The organism is Thiomicrorhabdus immobilis (assembly GCF_021654855.1).
In the GTDB taxonomy this organism is placed as follows: domain Bacteria; phylum Pseudomonadota; class Gammaproteobacteria; order Thiomicrospirales; family Thiomicrospiraceae; genus Thiomicrorhabdus; species Thiomicrorhabdus immobilis.
Genome location: NZ_AP024202.1, coordinates 376,396 through 398,764 on the forward strand (window position 1 = coordinate 376,396; position 22,369 = coordinate 398,764).

At 43.8% G+C, this 22,369-nt stretch carries 21 protein-coding genes; 17 read left to right on the forward strand and 4 right to left on the reverse strand.

Annotated features, from left to right (window positions below; all coding sequences use genetic code 11):
* The first annotated feature begins 197 nt into the window (after nt 1–197).
* The 14 genes from L6421_RS01505 (at nt 198) to L6421_RS01570 (ending at nt 16,622) form a co-directional block, all read left to right on the forward strand.
* Entirely contained in the window at nt 198–1,124 is a 927-nt protein-coding gene (locus L6421_RS01505) for a LysR family transcriptional regulator (RefSeq protein WP_237262214.1), read from the forward strand.
* A gap of 26 nt (nt 1,125–1,150) precedes the next feature.
* Nucleotides 1,151–2,092: a LysR substrate-binding domain-containing protein gene (locus L6421_RS01510; protein WP_237262215.1), complete on the forward strand. Its 942-nt coding sequence runs from the start codon at nt 1,151–1,153 to the stop codon at nt 2,090–2,092.
* Between the two features lie 258 nt (nt 2,093–2,350).
* Complete coding sequence (locus L6421_RS01515; RefSeq protein WP_237262216.1) at nt 2,351–3,730, forward strand: ribulose-bisphosphate carboxylase; 1,380 nt, start codon at nt 2,351–2,353, stop codon at nt 3,728–3,730.
* Between the two features lie 302 nt (nt 3,731–4,032).
* Complete coding sequence (locus tag L6421_RS01520) at nt 4,033–4,833, forward strand: CbbQ/NirQ/NorQ/GpvN family protein (protein ID WP_237262217.1); 801 nt, start codon at nt 4,033–4,035, stop codon at nt 4,831–4,833.
* 163 nt (nt 4,834–4,996) lie between these two features.
* Nucleotides 4,997–7,261, forward strand: coding sequence for a nitric oxide reductase activation protein NorD (locus L6421_RS01525; RefSeq protein WP_237262218.1), 2,265 nt, complete (start codon nt 4,997–4,999; stop codon nt 7,259–7,261).
* 11 nt (nt 7,262–7,272) lie between these two features.
* Nucleotides 7,273–7,677 carry a hypothetical protein gene (locus L6421_RS01530; protein WP_237262219.1) on the forward strand — a complete coding sequence of 135 codons (405 nt, stop codon included), beginning with the start codon at nt 7,273–7,275 and terminating at the stop codon, nt 7,675–7,677.
* A gap of 89 nt (nt 7,678–7,766) precedes the next feature.
* Entirely contained in the window at nt 7,767–8,000 is a 234-nt protein-coding gene (locus L6421_RS01535) for a hypothetical protein (protein WP_237262220.1), read from the forward strand.
* Nucleotides 8,001–8,010: 10 nt separating this feature from the next.
* Complete coding sequence (gene can, locus L6421_RS01540) at nt 8,011–8,658, forward strand: carbonate dehydratase (protein WP_237262221.1); 648 nt, start codon at nt 8,011–8,013, stop codon at nt 8,656–8,658.
* A gap of 27 nt (nt 8,659–8,685) precedes the next feature.
* Nucleotides 8,686–9,387: a response regulator transcription factor gene (locus L6421_RS01545; protein WP_237262222.1), complete on the forward strand. Its 702-nt coding sequence runs from the start codon at nt 8,686–8,688 to the stop codon at nt 9,385–9,387.
* Entirely contained in the window at nt 9,384–10,751 is a 1,368-nt protein-coding gene (locus L6421_RS01550; protein ID WP_237262223.1) for an ATP-binding protein, read from the forward strand. The genes L6421_RS01545 and L6421_RS01550 overlap by 4 nt, the downstream gene beginning before the upstream one ends.
* A 93-nt stretch (nt 10,752–10,844) precedes the next feature.
* The gene (locus tag L6421_RS01555; RefSeq protein WP_237262224.1) at nt 10,845–12,047 is read left to right on the forward strand and encodes a TolC family protein; all 1,203 of its coding nucleotides are present in this window, start codon (nt 10,845–10,847) and stop codon (nt 12,045–12,047) included.
* Nucleotides 12,047–13,240 carry an efflux RND transporter periplasmic adaptor subunit gene (locus tag L6421_RS01560; RefSeq protein WP_237262225.1) on the forward strand — a complete coding sequence of 398 codons (1,194 nt, stop codon included), beginning with the start codon at nt 12,047–12,049 and terminating at the stop codon, nt 13,238–13,240. The genes L6421_RS01555 and L6421_RS01560 overlap by 1 nt, the downstream gene beginning before the upstream one ends.
* A gap of 3 nt (nt 13,241–13,243) precedes the next feature.
* Complete coding sequence (locus L6421_RS01565) at nt 13,244–16,318, forward strand: efflux RND transporter permease subunit (protein WP_237262226.1); 3,075 nt, start codon at nt 13,244–13,246, stop codon at nt 16,316–16,318.
* A 1-nt stretch (nt 16,319) separates the two neighbouring features.
* Entirely contained in the window at nt 16,320–16,622 is a 303-nt protein-coding gene (locus L6421_RS01570) for a DUF3240 family protein (protein ID WP_237262227.1), read from the forward strand.
* Nucleotides 16,623–16,775: 153 nt separating this feature from the next.
* On the opposite strand, the gene bioD is transcribed toward L6421_RS01570, so the two are convergent.
* Genes bioD through L6421_RS01585 form a run of 3 tightly spaced genes read right to left on the reverse strand, consistent with a single transcriptional unit; the run spans nt 16,776 to nt 18,861 of the window.
* Nucleotides 16,776–17,453, reverse strand: a complete 678-nt coding sequence (gene bioD / locus L6421_RS01575; RefSeq protein ID WP_237262228.1) for a dethiobiotin synthase — start codon at nt 17,451–17,453, stop codon at nt 16,776–16,778.
* A gap of 6 nt (nt 17,454–17,459) precedes the next feature.
* Nucleotides 17,460–18,350 carry a phosphoribosylaminoimidazolesuccinocarboxamide synthase gene (locus L6421_RS01580; RefSeq protein WP_237262229.1) on the reverse strand — a complete coding sequence of 297 codons (891 nt, stop codon included), beginning with the start codon at nt 18,348–18,350 and terminating at the stop codon, nt 17,460–17,462.
* 25 nt (nt 18,351–18,375) lie between these two features.
* Nucleotides 18,376–18,861 carry a phosphate-starvation-inducible protein PsiE gene (locus L6421_RS01585; RefSeq protein WP_311195287.1) on the reverse strand — a complete coding sequence of 162 codons (486 nt, stop codon included), beginning with the start codon at nt 18,859–18,861 and terminating at the stop codon, nt 18,376–18,378.
* 122 nt (nt 18,862–18,983) lie between these two features.
* On the opposite strand from L6421_RS01585, the gene rpe reads away from it, so the two are divergent.
* Complete coding sequence (rpe, locus tag L6421_RS01590) at nt 18,984–19,691, forward strand: ribulose-phosphate 3-epimerase (protein WP_237262230.1); 708 nt, start codon at nt 18,984–18,986, stop codon at nt 19,689–19,691.
* 198 nt (nt 19,692–19,889) lie between these two features.
* Entirely contained in the window at nt 19,890–20,567 is a 678-nt protein-coding gene (locus L6421_RS01595; RefSeq protein WP_237262231.1) for a phosphoglycolate phosphatase, read from the forward strand.
* On the opposite strand, the gene L6421_RS01600 is transcribed toward L6421_RS01595, so the two are convergent.
* A complete protein-coding gene (locus tag L6421_RS01600; RefSeq protein ID WP_237262232.1) occupies nt 20,549–20,761 on the reverse strand; it encodes a hypothetical protein in 213 nt (70 codons plus the stop codon). The genes L6421_RS01595 and L6421_RS01600 overlap by 19 nt on opposite strands.
* 72 nt (nt 20,762–20,833) lie before the next feature.
* Between L6421_RS01600 and trpE the strand changes: the two genes are divergently transcribed.
* Nucleotides 20,834–22,339, forward strand: coding sequence for an anthranilate synthase component I (trpE, locus tag L6421_RS01605; RefSeq protein ID WP_237262233.1), 1,506 nt, complete (start codon nt 20,834–20,836; stop codon nt 22,337–22,339).
* Nucleotides 22,340–22,369 lie beyond the last annotated feature (30 nt).

Here is a 22,369-nt window from a genome sequence, read left to right on the forward strand (position 1 = left end):
CTCATTTAGGGTTAAATAAAACTTAAAAATCTGAAATCGTGTTTGGATTGTTAAACGCCCCGTCGTTTTCAGTTGCTGCCCATGTTATTCAGAAAGTTCTAATCTGGCAATTCATCAACTCTTATGTAAATCATAAACAAATGTATATAATAAAAACCCAGAAACTACAAATACTTACAATAGCTATGGTTATTTAAATGCATAATTTAAACGTTACAGCCCAGCAAATACGCATCTTTGAAGCGGTTGCTAGAAATCAAAGTTACACAAAAGCAGCTGAAGAATTACATCTTTCACAGCCGGCAGTTTCTATTCAAGTTAAGCGTCTTGAAGAGAATAATGATGTGAAATTAATTGAAGTTGTCGGTAAAAAATTGTTTTTGACCCGGCCTGGTGAACGTATGTTCAAGAGTTGCCAGAAGATTTTAGAAGAGCTTCAAGACTTAAACGCACATATTAAATCTGATCAGGCCAGAGTGGATGGCGAGCTTAAGATAGCGGTGGTGACTCCGGCTAAATATTTTATGCCTTATATATTGAAAGCGTTCTTAAACCGTTTCCCTGATGTCAAACCGGTTATCACGGTTATCAATCGCCGTCGTATCTTGGATGAACTAAAGCAAAACCAATATGATTTGTCGATCATGGGGCGAGTGCCTGAAAATTTGAATATGGAGGCGTTTGCATTTTTTCAAAATGAATTAGTGGTCGCGGCACCGCCAAAGCATCATTTATCAAAAGAGAAGAAGATACCTATTCAAGATATTGCCAATGAGCGCTTTTTAATGCGAGAAAAAGGTTCGGGTATTCGTGATTCAGTCATGGATAGGTTTGAAGAGAATGGTATCCATGTCGAGCCATATATGGAGTTGGGAAGTACTGAAAGTATCAAACAAGCGGTTATGGCAGGCCTGGGTATCTCTGTTTTGCCGAAACAAGCCATTCGATTGGAAACACGTTATAGACATATAGATGTGTTGGATGTTGAAGGGTTTCCAGTTACCCGTGATTGGTATGTCGCCAAGATGACTGGTAAGGCATTGACTCCGGCTTCTGAAGCTTTCCTGGATTTTCTAAAGAATGTCGATATCAATAAACTCTTGGTTATGTCCGATACCCGTTAATTTCTTGAGTTCTCTTTGGGGGGATTATGCCTGAAAAAATATCTCTACTAGCCAGAAGTGCAACCTTACGACAGCTACAGGTGTTTGAGAGTATCGCTCGACACAGTAGTTTCTCCAGAGCCGCGGAAGAATTACATCTAACCCAGCCAACCGTGTCTATGCAGGTGAAAAAACTGGTTGATTTGTTGGAGACGCCACTATTTGAACAGATTGGCCGAAAAGTCTATCTAACGGATGCGGGTAAGGTCTTATACGATTCAGCAAATGTCATTCTCAATCAATTGTCGATAGCTGAGCAAAAGATCAACCACCTCAAAGGTTTTTCTGGAGGCAGTGTCAGTTTGTCGGTTATTTCTACCGCTCAATATTTCGTGCCGAAGGTGATTCATGAGTTCACCCAATCGTACCCTGATGTCACGGTATTGTTGCGTGTGGGTAATAAAGAGACCTTGTTGGATCGAATTGCAAAAAATGTCGATGACTTTTACTTGCTTGGCCAGCCAACCGAAGAACTGAATGTTGAGTCATCTCAGTTAGCGGTCAACCCGTTGGCGTTTGTGGCCAATAGCAATCACCCTTTGGTTGGTAAAAAACTGAATATAGAAGATTTGGCGGATGAACCCTTTTTGATGCGAGAAACCGGATCCGGGATTCGTTCCCAAGTTGAAAAGGTGTTTCAGGAGTTTGAATTTCAACCGCAAATTAAAATGGTTTTAGGCGGTAATGAGGCAATCCGTTTAGGGCTGTTGCAAAATTTGGGGATTACAGTGGCTTCGGTTCCAACGTTAATGGAAGAGATCACCCAAGGAAGAATAAGTATTCTTGATGTTAAGGGGTTTCCAATTAATCGTCATTGGTATTTGGCTTATCCTCGAGGAAAGGTGCTTTCGATTGCGGCCGAGAAAATGATTGAGCTATTGAGAATCGAGGGTGAGAAGCTGAGTCAAAAAGCCTTTAATGAGTTTTAGATAAAATATCATAAAGTAAATATATTACCGTTTCATGACGTTTCTATTATTGGAATGTTTCAATCAAATTTAAAAATCCTATTGCTTATTATCTATACTAACAATCAAAATTATTGATTTGAAGTTATTGTTTCTTTCCCTATAATAGCCTCTTGTATTTCGGGGTTAAACCACAATTATATAAACAAACGTTTATGGTTTAACTATACATAAAGGGTAGTGAATTTAGTCACAAGCCCCAAAATTGAGGTAAGAAAAATGGATCAGTCTAATCGTTATGCTGACTTGTCTTTGAAAGAAGAAGATCTGATTGCAGGTCAAAACCACATTCTTGTGGCTTATACAATGGAACCAGCTGCTGGTTACGGTTACCTAGAAGTTGCAGCTCACATTGCTGCTGAATCTTCAACTGGTACTAACGTTGAAGTATGTACTACTGATGATTTCACTAAAGGTGTTGATGCGATGGTTTATCACATCGATGAAGCTGAAGGCATCATGAAAGTTGCATACCCGTTCGATCTTTTCGACCGTAACGGTATCGATGGTAAGACTATGATCGTTTCTTTCCTTACTCTTGCTATTGGTAACAACCAAGGTATGGGTGATGTTAAAAACCTTCAGATGTTTGACTTCTGGGTTCCAGAAACTAAATTACACCTATTTGACTGCCCAGCAGTAGATATCTCTAACATGTGGAAAATGCTAGGTCGTCCACAAGAGAACGGTGGTTATATCGCTGGTACTATCATCAAGCCTAAGTTAGGTCTACGTCCTGAGCCATTTGCTGACGCAGCATACCAGTTCTGGCTAGGTGGTGACTTCATCAAGAACGATGAGCCACAAGGTAACCAAACTTTCTGTCCAATGAAAAAAGTTATCCCATTAGTTGTTGACGCGATGAACCGTGCTCAAGATGAAACTGGTGAAGCGAAGCTTTTCTCAGCTAACATCACTGCAGACGATCACCACGAAATGTGCTACCGTGCAGACTACATCCTAGAAGCTTTCGGACCTAACGCTCCACAAGTTGCTTTCCTAGTTGATGGTTATGTTGGTGGTCCAGGTATGATTACTACTGCTCGTCGTAACTACGCTTCTCAGTACCTACACTATCACCGTGCAGGTCACGGAGCGATTACTTCTCCTTCTGCTAAGCGTGGTTATACTGCTTTCGTTCTTGCTAAGATCTCTCGTCTACAGGGTGCTTCTGGTATCCACGTGGGTACAATGGGCTTCGGTAAGATGGAAGGTGGTGCAGACGACCGTAACATCGCATACATGATCGAACGTGATGAAGCTCAAGGTCCAGCATTCTACCAGAAGTGGAACGGCACTAAGCCTACTACTCCTATCATCTCTGGTGGTATGAACGCTCTACGTCTACCTGGTTTCTTCGAAAACCTAGGTCACGGTAACGTAATCAACACTTCTGGTGGTGGTTCTTACGGTCACATCGATTCTCCAGCTGCTGGTGCTAAGTCTTTGGCTCAAGCATATGACTGCTGGAAGTCTGGTGCAGACCCAATCGAATATGCTAAAGAGCATAACGAATTTGCACGTGCGTTCGAATCTTTCCCTGGTGATGCAGATAAAATCTACCCAGGTTGGAGAGAGAAATTAGGTGTTCATAAATAATTGATGCCAAAGCCGCTTGATTTACGCGATGGCGGTGTTGGTTAATTGCTTCCGTTGCTCATGTACTTATGTACACTCCGCTACGGGTCAATTAACCGCCTAGCCCTCATCGCAAATCAAGCAACTTTGCCTATCAATGAGATAGTGTGAATACTTTAAAAACCTCTGCCTTCGGGCAGGGGTTTTTTTTAACACGTCATTTATTACCTACCTAAATACTAGGTTATTTACCACTATGTTTTATACATAAAATACAGTGTTAAATCACTTTCAACAAACCATTAATGTTACGGGGAACAGACATGGATATTTCACAATACAAAATTGATAATGAACCATTTTACGATGCTCAATCAAATGAAATAGAGCTTTACGAAGCAGCTTATGCAGCACGTTTGCCAGTGATGGTAAAAGGGCCAACAGGTTGTGGTAAATCACGTTTTGTTGAACACATGGCGTGGAAGCTAGGTAAGCCGATTATTACCGTATCTTGTAACGAAGATATCACCGCTTCTGATTTGGTAGGTCGTTATTTGCTGGACGCAAACGGTACTCGCTGGGTCGATGGTCCATTAACCATGGCGGCACGCTATGGTGCGATTTGTTATTTAGATGAAATCGTTGAAGCACGTCAAGACACTATGGTGGTGATTCACGCTCTGACGGATCACCGTCGTGAACTATCTTTAGATAAGAAAGGTGAGTTAATCAAAGCCCATCCAGATTTCCAATTGGTCATCTCTTACAACCCTGGTTATCAGTCTTTGATGAAAGACCTTAAGCAGTCAACTAAACAACGTTTTTGTGCTTTGGATTTTGATTACGCGGCACCGGATGTTGAAGCTCACATTCTTCAGAAAGAAGGGAATGTTGACCGAGATACCGCCAATAAGTTGGTTAAGATTGGTGAAACAGCACGTAACTTAAAAGGTCACGGTTTGGATGAAGGTATCTCGACACGTCTAATGGTATATGCTGCGACCTTAATCAATCAGGGAATTGCTCCAGTTGAGGCATGTAAGATGGCGCTGGTCCGTCCAATCACCGATGATGCGGATATTCGCGAAACGCTGGATAATGCGATTGAGATGATATTTGGTTAAGAATTAGTTTATTCATATAACCACGAAGACACGAAGACACGAAGTTTAATTAGCCTAAATAATTTTAGGGTGTCTCGTGGTTACTCTACTCAGTCTGTAAGGCTCTCCTAAAAAGTTTTATTCTTCGTGTCTTCGTGCCTTCGTGGTAATTTAGAGAAATATTATGAATGAAGAATTATTTGCCGAATACCAACATAAATTTACCTGTAAATTTCCAAAAGCGATAGAGCTTTTCCCGGATTTTATCGAGCATGCCGTTCACACCTTAAGCCCGGAAGGGGTTGAGGCGTATCTTGATGGCGCTAACTTTTTGTGCATGATCGGGCAAGGGGTTGAACCGGTCTTGGTCTATATGGAAGTGATGCCGGAAATTGCCGCACACTTTGGTAAAGGCACCAATAAAATGATAGCGGATTACAGCTATCAATTGGCTCGCAGTCCCAATAAGAAAGCCCTGATTCCTTTTTTAGCGACCCTGGGACATGTTTGCCGACGCATAGACCGAGTTGAAGACCTTCAGCAATATCTTGATATTCTTGACGAGTATGTCGATAAAACCCAAACGGTTATTCATGGGCATCACTCTATCCATGAAAGTCCTGGCATGATCGCGCTGTTGGAGAATATGCCGCAACTGATCTCAAAGCTGTGTTTGACCGGGATTCGTAACTTCATTGATTACGGTGCACGCAACTACCAGTCAAGTCCGGACCAGCAGATTGAATATTTCAGTCTAACTTCTCACGATGCGAAAAGTATCATTCAGCGTGAACGTCAAGGAACCACTTTCAAAGACGTTGAACGTCATATGGATATGCTCAAAGAATCCATGTGGAAGTGTGACCTGCCGTTTTCGGTGTTTTCAACCGCCTTTGATCAAATTCGTGTGCCTACACCGTATTTAGACGAAGATTTGATTGCCGTTCCCGATGTCTACGACGAAGAGAATGGGGTGAGTGGAAAGGACCGTTACCGCGCGATGCTTGGACATATCATGGCGCATAAGCGTTGGTCAGGTAAGTTGATGGCCGATAACTTCGCGCCACACATGCAGTTGTTTGTCTCCATTTTTGAAGACTCGCGAGTTGAATATCTGTTGATGAAAGAGTATCCGGGGTTCAAGAAACTGTTTTTAGCGTTACACCCATATCCTGAAAAAGGTGCGTGTGATGATAAAAAACAGTCCTGCTTGCGATACCGAGCGACACGCTTATCACGTGCACTATTGGATGAAAACTTTAACTCAGAGAATACTCTGATAGAAGATTTTCGTCAGCAGTTCCACGCCATTATGGAAGAGAAGGGTGAAGATTCCACCACACAAGATATGGCGATGTTGGGCACTAAATTCTATGTAAAGGCGCGCAAGCAATCTTCAGATAGTTTGCCGGATATTTTCTTCGATGATACCGAAGTCAGTTACCGCGATGATAACCGCTATATTTGGCATCATTACGAAGAGTATGATGAGGCCGATGAGATTGTACCGAATGAGTATCAGTCTGATGAGAAGGTCGTGGACACAGCTGATAGCTTGCCACCACGTCACTATGATGAGTGGGATTACCTCTCGGAAACCTACCGTCCTGATTGGGCTACGGTCTATGAACGTTTACATCCGTCAACCAGCGCCAACAAGGTGGATAAGTTGATGGAGAAGCATGAAGGGCTTGCCAAACGTTTGAAGAAAATGATTGAAATGCTCAAGCCACAAAATAAAAAGCGTATTCGTTTCCAAGAGGAAGGTGAAGAGCTTGATTTAGATGTGGCTTTACGTTCGATTATTGATTTCAAGAGTGGTCAAGCGCCAGATCCTCGTATCAACTATAGCCATACAACCGATAGTCGTAATATCGCGGTGATGTTGTTGGTGGATACTTCTCAGTCGTTGAACGAACGTAATAAGGAAACCGGACAAACTTTATTGGAGTTGTCGCAGGAAGCTTTGGCGATTACCGCCTGGACAGTTGAGCAACTTGGTGATAAATTTGCCATTGCAGGTTTCAGTTCGGATACTCGACATGAAGTGCGTTATCAACACATTAAGGGCTATTCGGAGCACTATTGCGATGATGTAAAAGCGCGTATCAGTGCTATGGAAGCTTCTTACTCAACTCGAATGGGAGCGGCGATGCGTCATGCGGCGCATTATCTGGAAGCCCAGCAAGCCGAGAAGAAATTGATGCTGATATTGACCGATGGTGAGCCGGCGGATATTGATACTAAAGATCCACAGATGTTAATTAAAGACACCCATAAAGCGGTGGAAGAGTTGCAAGGTCGTGGAATCTACTCATACTGCATTACGCTGGATCCTAAAGCGGATGAGTATGTAGAGGATATCTTCGGTAGCCAGTATACGGTTATCGACCATGTCGATAAGTTGCCTGAGCAATTACCGCAAGTGTTTATGAAGTTGACTCATTAAGGTGAACATTAATGACAAATAAAATTAGTGTACAGATGGTGTTTCACTTTAAGGGTGAGGAGCATAACCTTTCAGCCGATATTAAATTGCCTTTGCATATTGGCGACATGACGGCTTTTTATTATGCATTACCACGCAGAATCGCCGAGCGTAATGGCGTGGATACCTACTCTTATATGTTTGACATGATGGAGAGCTGCCCAATAGAAGTGGTTGCGGCTGAAGGTTATGTGGCGCGTTTTTTAGAAAACGGTCCAATTTCCATGGATGAATTTGTACAGGCCTGTAATGAGGTCACGCCTGAAATGCTGATGGCGGACATTGCTCTACGTGTGCAAGATGGTACAGATTTATCATTAGAATCCGCTCTGTTATTAGCTTATCAAATCGGAGTTTCGCAAGGCGAATCGGATTAATGGTTTATTCATCAAGCTAAACACTATAAAATGCCCTTATTACATACGGGCATTTTTTTTGCCTAAAATTCATTAAAAGAGCAAAAAAAATGTGTATTTTCATCCTCGCAATCATGGCGATATTGCTGTTCTATCTCTCGGGTTCAATCGAGCAGTATCAATTGAACGAATTGATTGATGGCATCAATATTCCGGTTAGCCAAGGGTGGGAAGTGTTGTATAGTTTATGGCCAGCAATGGGGTTTATGTTTTTTTCGGGGATATTTACCGTGCTGATTATCATGAAGTTTTGGAAGCAAACAGAAGCCAGCCAAGAAAAGTAAAGGACAAAATATGTGCGACAAATGTGACTGTAACCAAGATATTGAGCAGCTTTTTAAAAATAACCGCGAATGGGTTGATGAAATCAATGAAGCGGATCCCGATTTCTTTGAAAGCTTGGTTCACCAGCAAAAACCGGAGTATCTATGGATTGGATGTTCTGATAGCCGGGTACCGGCAAATGAACTGGTTAAGATGGATCCGGGCACTATTTTTGTACACCGTAACATTGCCAATTTGGTCAACTCATCGGACATGAATGTGTTGTCGGTCATTCAGTATGCGGTGGAAGTGTTGAAAGTTAAGCACATTATTGTCAATGGTCACTACGGTTGTGGAGGGGTTCAAGCCTCTTTCAATGAAAACAACCCCGACCTGATTGACCACTGGATTCGCCCGATTCGTAAGTATCTGGTCAGAGCCAAAAAAGAGCTCGAAGGCCTAAGTGAAGAGCAGAAACTCGACAAGCTTTGCGAAATTAATGTGAAAGAGCAAGTGCGTAATATCTGTCATATTCCAGCGGTTAAAAATGCTTGGAAAAAAGGTCAACCGCTGGCAATCCACGGTTTTATCTATGCAATCAAAGATGGCCGTTTACATAATCTTAAGGTTTCTGTCGATAACCTGGAAGATGCCGAGAAAAGGTTGTTTCGTTCTTAAAGAACCGCCACTGATCAAGGGAGCGTTATGAAGTTACTGCTTGTTGAGGATGAACCTCTGTTGGTCGAGAACCTTGAGAGTCGCTTTAAGCGGTTAGGTTATATTGTAGATAGTGCCTTAGATGGAGAGCAGGGGCTTTATCTCGCTTTAGAGCATGACTATGATTTGATTATTTTAGATTTGGGTCTGCCAAAACTACCAGGCCTGGTTGTTTTAGAAAAAATTCGCCAAGCTCAGAAAACGCTGCCTATTCTGGTCTTAACAGCACGTAACTCTTGGCAGGAACGGGTTGAGGGATTGAAAAAGGGGGCGGATGACTATTTGGGCAAGCCGTTTCATTTTGAAGAGCTGCATGCACGTATAGAAAGTCTGGCAAAACGACATCAGCCAAAAGATTCCACTATCTGTTTTCATCCGACACATCTCGCCGGTTTACAATCCGTCTGTTTAGACACCGAGGCAAAATCGTTACAAATCAATGAAACTGTCCAGCTGTTGACAGCCACGGAATTCCATCTGTTGGTTCCTCTGTTTAGCCACCCTAAACAAATATTTTCCAAACACGCTTTGCTTGAAAAAATCTCCGATAGCACACAGGAAAAAGATGAAAACCTCATCGAGGTCTATATCCGTCGTCTACGCGGTTATTTAGGTAAAGAGTCAATTCAAACCTTAAGGGGACAAGGCTATCGATTGACCTTGTCCGACACCGTTGAGGTCAACAAATGAAATCATTGCAACATCAGTTGTCTGTGTTGTTGGGATTGAGTGTCGCCGCAGTTTTCATCCTGTTTTGGTGGCTTTCATTTACGACCATCCATCAAGTTGCCGAGGAGTATGTACTTACACGTTTGAGCCATGATAGCGATGCGGTGGTCAAAAATTTGCATTTGAAGAATGGTCGATGGGTGTTGGACTTCGAACGGCTTGAGCCAATCTACTCTCAAGTGAATTCCGGGCATTATTTTGTGGTAAAGGTCGAGAAGCAAACCTTTTACTCTCCATCTTTAAACGGTTACCCGTTGTTTGTTCCAGAGTGGGATAGCCATAAATACACCGAGATGGTCTATGAAACTTTAGGTCCTTTAGTTACCGAAGGTAAGGATGTTAAGCGTTCAAAGTTATTGATTCAAGCCAGTCAGCAAAGTAAAAACAATCACCCGGTTACTATCTATATCGCCGAAGATCACTCGCCGATCCAGCAGAGCTTGAAGCGGTTTGATTGGTTGTTTGGTGGTTTTGCTTTGGTGACTCTGTTAATACTGTATTTTTTACAAAAATGGATATTACAGCGTACCTTCAAACAATTGTCCCCATTAGAGAAACAGCTCAAAGAGTTGGAGTTGACCCATCAGTTGAATATTGAGGATGTGCCATATCCTAAAGAGGTGGCGTCATTAATCGAGGCATTACGCCACGCTTTGACTCAAGCGGGCAAACAACTCAGGTCTTCACGTCAGTCTAATGCGAATTTATCACATGCATTGAAAACGCCGCTAAATTTAGCCTTTCAGCTATTGGAACAAATTAGAGAAGACACTTCGCCGGAAAAACTCAAATTGGTTGAACGTCAGGTTCAGCAACAGCTCAATAAAATCCACCAGCTGATTGAGAGGGAGTTGAAAAAAGCCCGAATCGCTTCCGACGCCCCTTTGTCGAACCGTTTTGATTGGCAAGCGGACATGGAAGAACTGATTCAATCCTTAAAGCAGCTTTATCAAGCTAAAAACCTGCAAATCGAATCGAGTTTGACCGACTTGCCTGGCTTGGTCATTGAAAAAGAAGACGGTTTTGAGTTATTCGGAAATCTCTTGGATAACGCTTGTAAATGGAGTAACAATCAAATTTGGATCGGTTTTGAAGCCGATGCAAAAAAGGTTGCTATTACGATTGAGGATGATGGGCCAGGCGTTTCCGAACAAGCGTTAACGGATATCCAGATACGAGGTTTCCGTGCCGATGAGGCCACTCCAGGGCATGGCATTGGTCTATCTATCGTTAAGGATTTGGTCGAGGCGTATTCTGCCGAAATTGAATTTGCACACTCTGCTTACGGAGGGCTCAAGGTATCGCTTATTTTTAATAATAAGTGATAATTTTTTTTCAATATTTATCCCAATTTTCAGTTTCGTTTCAGTTTCGTTTTCTAGAATCCATGTCATTATCGAATACTCTAGGAACACCTTATGAAAAACATTCATGCATATCGTCTTATTGGTCTGCTTTCAGCAGGCTTGGTATTCAGTTTCCCCGCACAAGCCAAAACCTATGCCGAGCTATTGCAAAACGTTCAGCAACAGCAACCAGAACAAGCTGCCTTACAATCCTATGGTGAATTGGAAACTACCGTGAGTCAGAGTGCGGACAGTTGGTTTGCGGGTAATGCGAATTTAGTGGTCGCCCATGAGAATGATGCTTTGACCGGTGATTTGCAAAAGCAAAAATGGCATATTGGTGCGGAAATGCCATTATGGTTGCCGGGTCAGGCACAAAGCCAACAAAATTTAGCGCGAGGTTTGGCCGATTTAAATAGTTACCAGGCCTGGTATCTCAAATGGCAAGCTTCGGGTCAGTTGCGTGACTTGGTTTGGCAATATCAAGAAAGCCAAGTCAAAGCGGATATCGCCGAGCAATCGGTGGCACAGGCACAACAACTTAATGACTTGATTGCTACCTTGGTCAAGGTGGGAGAGAAACCAAAGATCGATGCGCTTTTAGCGGATAAAGCCTTATTGAATGCGCAGGCACAACGCTTGAACTTACAAAGCATGCTCGAATCCAACCGCCAGCAATATCAATACTGGACCAACACTCAAGAGTTGCCGAGCCCATTGACAGAAACCATTGCTAAAGTGGATTTGCAAAAGCATCCAGAACTGAACCGGTTGAAAGCGCAATTGGCGGTATTGGGTGCCGAGTACCAAACAGCTAAAGCGACCGAAAAAGATAATCCGACCTTCTCATTCGGTGGCTTTCAGGAAGAAGACAAGGCGACCAGCGCCAATAACTCCCTTTACGCGCAAATCACCTATCCTTTAGGTAGTAGCCCACTTAAAAAAGTGGAAACCGCAAAGCAAAGAACCGCGTTTTTAGAAAAACAGGCGGAAGTGAAACGTTATCAGATGGTGTTAGAGAACCAACTAAAAAAGGCTAAACAGCAGATTAGCCTTGCACAGCAAAAACTCTCATTAATGCAGCAAGAGTTACAAATTGCGACACAAACCTTGCAGCTTGCCACTCAGGCCTATAAAGCCGGTGAAAGTAATATCCAAACCTTGGTGAATGCCCAACAGGACTTTTTAAACAGCAAGTTGCAACAGTCCTTGACCGAAATTGAATTGAATAAAGCCATTGCTCAACATAATCAAATTGCAGGAGACTCTCTATAATGCAAACTTCATCTCAGACCCAAGCTCATTCAGCACGCTCAGCTGCTTTTGCCAAGACGAAAGCACCGTTCTCAAAGTTGGTGTCCGCTTTGACTGTCACACTGGCATTATCGGCGAGTCTTTATCTGCCTAAGGTTCAAGCGGAAACGGCAACCATTCCCGACGTCACGTTAAATGCCGAGCAGATGGCTGCGTTATCGATAGAAACCCAGCCTGTTGAGCAAGTGGCCAGTTATCCTAGCCGTCAGTATGTCGCTCAAAGCATTGTGCCGCATAATCAAAGTTACGCTGTCACTATGCCGATTGACGGCCAAATCATGGAATTGCCGCATTTTCATGGCAGTGTGCAGCAAGGCGATGTGATTGCCCTGGTGCAAAGCCCTGAACTTTTAAAATTGCAAAGTGAGTTGATTGCTACCTTAGCGGATTTGAAAGCGCAAATGGCGGCATTGAAACGTGCCAAAACCCTGAGTCAGAGTGGTGCGGTTTCCAGTAAACAGCGCCAACAGCTGGAAGCGAGTGTGCAAAAGTTACTGCAAGTTAAGGCGCAACAGAAACAGAATTTGCTGTACATCGGTATGAATCCAAGTTCGGTTGAACAGCTTGAAAATACTCAAAAACTGCAATCGGCGGTATTTGAGATAAAAGCGCCGGTAACTGGGGAAATGTTCGATTTGCAAGCTCAGCTTGGCAAACGGTTAATGGCGCAAGAGATTGTGATCAGTATCGCTAAAATCAATCCGATTGTCATTGATGTGGATGTGCCAGTCGATGATAGGAATCCTCTTGAAGAAGGCAAACCAGTGAGTTTGGTGGGCAGTGAGAAAGTCGGTGAGATTGCGCATATCTCTGAGTTTGTCGATCCGATGACCCAGTCGATTGGGGTACATACTCGTTTTGATAATGCCGATTCGGCAATCAAGCCTGGTCAGATGTTCAAAGTGCAATTTCAGTTTGAAAAAACCGCTTTCAAATCGCAAATGGGGGCTTTAACCCGTATTGATAATGTTCCGATGGTGTTTGTAAAGCAGGGCGATAAAATCAAAGCGGTAGAGGTTGTCGTTTTACAAACCCAAAATAACCAGCTTTATTTCTTACCACGGAATGCGGCGGAATTAAATGCCCAAAGCCTGGTGGTGGTGCATGGTACTTCGAGCTTGAAGAACAGTTTGATGGCAGAGGGTGAGGAGTAACTCATGAACCGATTGATTCAGTTTTTCTTAACCCAGCGTATCTTTGTGCTACTGGTGATTTTCGCACTGGTGGCGGGTGGTTGGATGGCGTTCCAAAAAACGCCAATCGATGCCTTTCCGGATGTGTCGCCTGTTCAGGTGAAAATGATCTTTAAAGCGCCGGGGATGACGCCGACGGAAGTTGAGCAACGTGTCATCGCGCCGCTAGAGCAAGAGTTGTTAGGCATTCCAAAAGAGACCTTACTGCGTTCTTTGGCCAAATATGCGATTGCGGATATTACCTTGAATTTTGCTGAAGGTACCGATATCTATTGGGCACGCCAGCTAGTTGCCGAACGTTTGAACGGTGTCGACCTGCCTAATGGGGTAACCGGAGGTATGGCTCCGTTATCGACTCCGCTAAGTGACATCTTTATGTTTACCATTGATGGCGATACATTGAGCAATATGGAAAAACGCGATCTGTTGGATTGGGTGATTCGTCCCGCTTTGCGTTCCGTTCCCGGTGTGGCGGATGTGAATGCGCTGGGTGGGGATGTGCGTGTATTCGCCGTTAAGCCAGACTTTAACAAGCTAAGCACTTTTCAAATTTCGCTTGCCCGTCTAATCGAAGCGATTCAAACCCACAACCAAAACGATGGGGCTGGGCGTGTCAATCAAGGTGAAGAAGTGTTGTTGGTCAGAACGTTGGGTAACTTGACCAATATTGACGATATTGAAAACATCATTGTCGATTTTCAAGGCAATCGCCCAATTTACGTTAAAGATTTAGCCAAAGTGGAAGTGGATTCGCTGTACCGTAACGGTGCGGTTACCCAAAATGGCCATGAGGCGGTAGAGGGTTTGGTCATGGCGCTTAAAGGCGCAAATGCCCGTGACGTAGTTTCCGGGATTGAAACCCGTCTAGCGGATATTGAACGCGCTTTGCCAGCCGGGATTTCGCTGAATGTTTTCTATAATCGTAAGGACTTGATTTCACAAGCGATTGAAACCGTATCCGGCGCTTTGACCGAAGCGGTGGTGCTGGTGGTTCTGGTGTTGCTGGTCTTTTTAGGGAATCTGCGTGCCGCCTTGACTGTGGCTTTGATTCTGCCGTTGGCCGCCTTGTTGACCTTCATTTTAATGAATCAATTTGGCTTGTCCGCTAACTTGATGTCATTAGGAGGGCTGGCCATCGTCATCGGTATGTTGGTCGATGCCGCCGTGGTGGTGGTGGAGAACATCGTGACCCACCAAGAAAACGACCGTGCAGGCCTGCCGAAACTGCATATCATCTACCGTGCGGTACAAGAGGTTTCCGTACCGGTTATCTCGGGTATTTTGATTATTATGACGGTGTTTTTACCGCTACTGACCTTAGAAGGTTTGGAAGGTAAGTTGTTTGTACCGGTCGCTTTAACCATTATCTTTGCGTTGGGTAGTGCTTTGATTCTGTCGTTAACCATTATTCCTACCCTGGCTTCATTTATGTTGGGTAAACCAAGTCATAAAGAACCTTGGTTGATTGAGAAGTTGCTTAAGCTATATCGCCCGGTGTTGACCTGGAGTTTGGCGAACAGTAAAAAGGTGATTTCTATCGCGTTACTGGGTTTGCTGTTTGCCGGATTTGTTTATACCCAAGTGGGTAAGACTTTCATTCCGCAGATGGATGAAGGTTATATCGTGATGCAGATTGAAAAGCTTCCTGCCATCAGTCTGAAAGAGACGGTCAATACCGATAAACAGGTGCAGAAGTTTCTGTTAAAGAACATTCCAGAAATCAGCCGTATTATCGCTCGTGTCGGGTCTGATGAGTTGGGGATGGATCCGATGGGGTTGAACGATACCGACAGCTTCTTGGTGCTTAAGCCAAAAGAAGAGTGGAGAATGGAAACCAAAGAAGCTCTCATTGATGAGATTCGTACCGCGTTGGAGAACCATTTTCCAGGAGTGAACTTCGCTTTTACCCAGCCGATTCAAATGCGTGTGGATGAGATGTTGACCGGTGCGCGTGGTGATGTGGCGATTAAGGTGTTTGGGGATGACCCAGAGCAGCTGAACGAAGTCGCCAAAAAACTGGTAGAAACCATCGGTTCAATTGACGGCGCTGAAGATGTCTTTACCCCTAAAAACGAGGGTTTACGTTATTTGCAGCTTGATATCAATAAAGAGATGGCGGGCAAGTTCGGTTTGAGTGTGAACGATGTTCAAAATATCCTGCGTGCTCAGGTGAATGGCTTTGAAGCGGGAATCCTATACCAGGGTATTCGCCGTATTCCGCTGATGGTGAGGGCGCCTGAGGCCTATAAGTCATCAAAACAAGAGATGTTGCAACAGCCGATCGCTTTAGAGAACGGACAAACGGTTTTATTGAGCCAGTTGGTTGATGCCCGCGAAGTGGAAGGGCCAGTATCTATCCAGCGTGAGCAAAGCAAACGTTTTGCTGTGGTGGTCTCAAATGTTAAAGGGCGTGATTTGGTCGGTTTTGTTGAAGAGGCAAAACAGAAAGCGGCCAAAATGAATATCCCTGCAGGTTACTACTTTGAATGGAGTGGTAAGTTTGAAAACCAGCAGCGTGCCGCGGCCAAATTGGCCGTGGTGGTGCCAATCGCTTTGGTGTTGATTTTCATCATTTTATTCAGTACTTTCAAGTCGGTACCGCAGGCCGCGATGATTCTAACCAACGTGCCTTTTGCGCTGATAGGTGGGATTACCGCCCTGTGGATAACCGGTGAATATCTTTCTGTACCGGCCTCTGTGGGCTTTATCGCCCTGTTGGGTATCGCGGTGTTGAACGGTGTGGTGATGATCTCTTATTTCAACCAGTTGGCCGCGACTGGGATTTCCATTACCGAAGTGGTGGTTGAGGGGGCGATGCGTCGTTTGCGTCCGGTATTGATGACCGCGAGTATTGCCGCTTTAGGTTTGGTGCCATTGGTGTTTGCAACCGGGCCAGGCTCTGAAATTCAGCGTCCATTAGCTATCGTGGTGATTGGCGGGTTGATTTCATCCACTGTGTTGACGTTACTTATCTTGCCGATTTTCTATCGATTGTTTGGTCAAGGTACCCAGTTAAACTATCTAAAAAAAGGAGCTTAAAATGTCTGCAGTGATGTTGAAACTAGTCGTGGATGAAGGCGTTTTTTCTTCGGTATCGGATAGCTTGTTGGTTTATCCATCGGCACAGATCGCATTTAATACCTCGTCCATTCGTTCTTACAGTAACGAGCATGAGTTGGAAGGGATTAAGGAGCAGGTTGCCGGCTATTTGGCAAAGGTACAAATCGAGATTCGTACCACAGAAGATGAGTATCAAGCCATTTTAGAATACCTTAAAATGGATCATCCTCGAATGGAGTGTCAATATTGGGTTTTGCCGGTACTTGATTCTGGAAAACGTTAAAACCAAATCTTAAAGTCAAACATTAAAGCCAAATGAACAGGCCTGGTCGCTTTTAAAAGTAACCAGGCCTGGTTGTTTTAGCAATGGTGAGTTTTGTGCGCCTAATCGATGCTTAAAGAGTAAAGGGCGTAAAGAGAGTAAGGACTCTGGAGTTTAGATAAAGCCTGGAATCTCAATAAGAGTCTTTGACGGAGAAAAGGGAATATGAAAGATTGGCAGCGTAGTCCATTTGTCTAGGTCTTTTGCATGATTCTTCTCAGCAGAGAAATTCAAGATAATCGCATGGGTTTGTAGCCCGGCTTGTTCAATCGCGGCTAAGGTTAACAGCGTATGGTTGATACAACCTAGTTGGTTTTTTACCACCAAAATGACAGGCAAATCTAAGGCTGTCGCCAAATCTTTATTTAAACCATCCGAACATAATGGAGAATAAAACCCCCCAGCACCTTCAACCATTAAAATTTCATTAGCTTGTAACGTTTGGGCAGGTTGGCAGGCCTGTACTAAATCTACAGTCGATATGACCAGGCCTGCTTGTTGTATGGCGGTTTGAGGAGAAATAGGCGGTTCAAATTGATTAGGACAAATGCTTTGCAATGATTCGTTTGATTGGCAGGATTGCTGTAAGAAAAGTGCATCTTCGCACAATAAGCTGCCATCGGCTTGCTTGATACAGCCTGAAGCAATGGGTTTACGTGGTGTAACCCGGTAACCCTGTTGGATTAAGGTATGGGCTACACAACCTGCAATATAGGTTTTTCCCACATCGGTATCGGTACCCGTAATAAAAAAACCACCAGGCCTGGTGGTTTTATTTGGTGAATCATTCATCTTGAATTATAGGTTTTCCATGAGACGCGATTGCGCTTCTTGGTACTTCTCAAAAGTTTTACAGACGATTTCTTCTGGAAGTTCAGGGCCTGTCGCTGGGTTTTTATCCCAATCTAGGCTATCTAGGTAATCGCGAATATACTGCTTGTCAAAGCTCGGTGGGTTGCTGCCCACTTCATAGCTGGATGCCGGCCAAAAACGCGAACTGTCAGGCGTTAAGGCTTCATCAATCAGGTAGATAGTGCCTTCATCATCTTCACCAAATTCAAACTTGGTATCGGCGATGATGATTCCGCGTTCTAAAGCAAATTCCGCGGCGGCTTTATACAGTTTGATGCTTAAATCGCGCACCTTGTTGGATTTCTCCTCACCCATGATTTTAACCAGTTGTTCAAAGCTGATGTTTTCGTCATGGTCGCCTTGCTCCGCTTTGGTCGATGGCGTGAATAGAGGCTCAGGCAATTGAGAGGCTTGTTTTAAACCTTTAGGTAATTCGATACCACAGACACTTTGGGATTTTTTATACTCTTTCCAGCCTGAGCCCACTAAGTAACCACGTACAATCGCTTCCACCGGTAATGGCTTAAGTTTTTTGACAATCATACCGCGACCGTTTAACTGCTTAAGCTCATCCGCTGTCAGGTAGTCCGCTAGGTTCATCTCTTCAGCCAGCTGATTTGGCACGATATCTTGCATTTTTCTCATCCAAAACTGGGCTGTTTCAGTAAGGATGCGGCCTTTGCCAGGGATTGGTGTTGGTAGGATGGCATCGTAAGCTGAGATTCTATCCGTGGTGACAATGAGCATGTGCTTGTCATCAATGTCGTAGATATCTCGAACTTTACCAGAACCAATCAATGGTAGGCTCGTTAGGCTAGATTTATAAAGTGCTTGCATATTCAGTCCTATAAAATCAGGTTGATTAATCGTCTTTACGGCGATTGATAATGTAAGGGAGTTTGATGTGACCATATCGTAAGATAAGTATGGCAACAGAAAGTAAGGTAATTGTGCCTGCAATGGCAATCATTTCCCATTCGGATAACGATTTTAAGTCCAAAATAAGCAGTCGAGCTAAGGCGACGATAGCAATATAGATTGGAAAACGAATCGGTAATTTACCTGATTTTAGGTAAATGGCAATCATCGCCAAAACCTCTAGGTATAAGAACAGCAATAGCAAGTCACCCAGCGTTACCGTTCGGGCCGAAATCATATGGGTTATTTCACCCGCACCGGCAAAAATGGTCGCGATAGTGATGACAAGTAAACCAATGTATTCGACGATATGAATGACGTCGCCTAAGATTTTATCTCGCATCGGTCTTGTTTCTTGAGTTCTCATGTCGGCAAATTCAGTTTCGTCCAGTATTTCGTTATCTAGAATATCTTCTTTATTTTTACGCATAGAGTGCTCGCTATTACCGTTGTATAGATAAGGTTTTGGTAAAGATTTTTTGCCATTTTAATGGATACTGTTAAAATGCACGAATTATTTTTTAAACATTTCTATTTATAAGGTGTGTAAACATGGCTAAACAAGAAAATTGGATTGCTCCTTCAATCTTATCTGCTGACTTCGCTCAGTTAGGTAAAGACGTTAAAGACGTGATTGCTTCAGGTGCAGACGTAGTGCATTTTGATGTAATGGATAACCATTATGTTCCTAACCTAACCATCGGGCCATTAGTTTGCGAATCTTTAAAGAACTTTATGGTTGCAGAAGGTGTTAATGCACCTATCGATGCTCACTTAATGGTTAAGCCTGTTGATCGCATTATCGGTGACTTCGCTAACGCGGGTGCGGATTACATCACATTCCATCCTGAAGCTTCTGAGCACATCGATGGTTCTTTAGGGTTAATCAAAAATGCGGGTCTTAAGGCCGGTTTAGTATTCAACCCAGCCACTTCGCTGTCTTACCTTGAGCACGTGATGGATAAAATCGATATGATTTTAATCATGTCGGTAAACCCTGGTTTCGGTGGACAGTCGTTCATCGACCAAGCGTTAGAAAAACTACGTCAAGCACGTCAGTTAATTGATGCTTCTGGACGTGATATCCGTTTAGAGATCGATGGTGGTGTTAAAGTTGAGAACATCGCTGAAGTTGCTGCTGCAGGCTGTGATACGTTTGTATCTGGTTCTGGAATCTTCGGTAAGGCTAACGCATCTGATGCTAACCGTTATGACACGGTTATCAAGCAAATGCGTGATGAGCTTGCAAAAGTTAAGTAATTTTTAGAGACCTTTACAGTCGTTAATCAACGCAGGTAAAGGTTTTGTTCTTAGCTTTTCTTCCAGAACGCTGGCGCTCTCATTCGAGACGCTGGCGTTTTGTGGTTTTAGGGAAGCCAAACCCATCGAATGAATGGGGCTACATTAAGAAACTTGTGCGTAAGCTTGGGTTTCAAGGATTTAAAAAAGAGAATTATTATGGAAAAGTTTAAACCAGGATTCGTTCTAATCGATTTAGATGGAACGTTAATCGACAGTGTGCCAGATTTAGCTTACTGTGTTGATGAGATGATGAAGCAACTGGATATGCCGGTTCGTGGTGAAGATGCGGTACGTGACTGGGTAGGTAACGGGGTTCAACGCCTTACTGAACGTGCCTTAGTCAATTCGGTTGACGGTATGCCTGATCAAGACTTAATGGACAAAGCGTATCCAATCTTTTTGGAACTATATAAAGATAACAACGCAATCCGTTCAAGTGTCTACCCAGGTGTGTTGGAAGGGATCAAGTGGATGAAAGAGAATGGCTACCGTGTTGGTTGCGTGACCAATAAGGCGGAAGCGTTCACTGTACCGTTATTGAAAGACAAAGGCCTATATGATTTGTTTGAGGTTGTGGTTTCTGGTGATACTTGTGCTGAGAAAAAACCACATCCAATGCCATTGTTGCATGCGGCTAAGTTGATGGGTGTTGAGCCTGAAAATGCCTTGATGTTAGGTGATTCACAATCGGATGTTAAGGCGGCTCGCGCGGCTGGATTCCATATCTTCTGTATGACTTACGGTTATAACCATGGTGAAGATATTCGTGATTACAACCCAGATGTGGTGATGGATTCATTTATGGAACTACCAAATTATTTGGTAGCAAAATAAGCCAGCATCATCCGTTGCATCCAGTGTGTTGGTTTGAGGCTCTTCCGTGATGGAAAGCCTGAGCTAACATGCAAGATGCAATCCTTAATCAAAACAGAGAAGTTTGTACTAACAATAGGTTTAATCACAATGACTTTTTTAAAAGCCTTGTTACTAGAGATTTTTCGACCGTTATTATGTTCTTTTGCCGGCATTCGCCGCACCATCTTATTTAAGTATTTAGATTGGAAAGAACGCAAGCAATCATCAAGCAAGGCAGAACCCTAATGAGCAATGAACATTTTGCCAACCTCGCAAATCAAGGTTATACCCGTGCGCCTTTAATGCGCACGGTGCTATCTGACTATGATACGCCGTTGAGCGTTTACCATAAGTTAGCAAAAGGACCGTATTCCTATCTATTTGAATCCGTTCAAGGTGGTGATAAATGGGGGCGTTATTCCATTATCGGTTTGCCGTGCCAGACACGTATTCAAATTAAAGGTAATCAAATACAAGAGATTTGTGACGGTGAGGTGCTGCAACATCAAGTGGCAGAGGATCCGCTTGCTTGGGTAGAAGCCTATCAAAACCAGTTTAAAGTCTATAACCAACCAGGCCTGCCCGCTTTTAGCGGCGGTTTAGTCGGTTATTTTGGTTATGACACGGTACGTTATGTAGAAGAGCGTCTAAAAAACTCGACACCGCAAAAAGACGATATCGGTGCACCAGATATCGAATTATTGGTTTCTGAAGAGCTGGTGGTTTTCGATAATTTAAGTGGTCAGGTGCATGTGATTGTGCATGCCGATTTATCTAAGCCCTGTGCATATACTCAAGCCAGTACACGTCTAGATGAACTCCAGGCATTGCTAAGTTCACCTATGCCGATGCCGGTTGATGTGGCGAGCGCCGACGTGTTGACGGAAGCCGATTTTGTCTCAAGTTTCGGTGAAGAGCCATTTAAAGCGGCGGTCGCTAAAATCAAAGAGTATATTTTGGCCGGAGATGCCATGCAGGTGGTCATCTCTCAACAGATGTCGGTTGATTATATCGGTGCGCCTATCGATTTATACCGTGCCTTACGTTATCTGAATCCATCGCCGTATATGTTTTTTGTGGATATGGGCGATTTGCAGATTGTCGGCTCTTCCCCCGAGATTTTAGTGCGTCTGGAAGACAATCAAGTGACGGTTCGTCCTATTGCGGGAACGCGCCGCCGCGGTGTCACGCCTGAAAAAGATAAGGCGTTGGAAGAGGAGTTGTTAAACGATCCGAAAGAGTTGGCGGAACATCTGATGCTGATTGACTTAGGTCGTAATGATGTGGGGCGCATCGCCCAGGTCGGTTCGGTTGAACTCACTGAAAAAATGGTGGTGGAGCGTTACTCACATGTTATGCATATTGTGTCTAACGTCAATGCGCAAGCTAAACCAGGAATGAGTGCGATGGATGTTTTACGCGCGACTTTCCCTGCAGGAACGGTTTCAGGCGCACCTAAAGTCCGTGCGATGGAAATTATTGACGAGTTGGAGCCGGTTAAACGTGGTATTTACGCTGGCGCGGTGGGCTATCTTGGCTGGCATGGCAATATGGATACCGCCATCGCAATCCGTACCGCGGTGATTAAAGACAATAAGCTTTTTGTGCAAGCTGGTGCGGGTGTCGTCGCCGATTCGGTTCCACAGTTAGAGTGGGATGAAACCATGAATAAGGGCCGAGCCATTTTTAGAGCGGCACAGTTTGTGACCGAAGGTTTACAAACCCATAACCCAGACCCCGGTCATAAGTAATCACGCTGTTTATTACCTTGTACAGCCTAA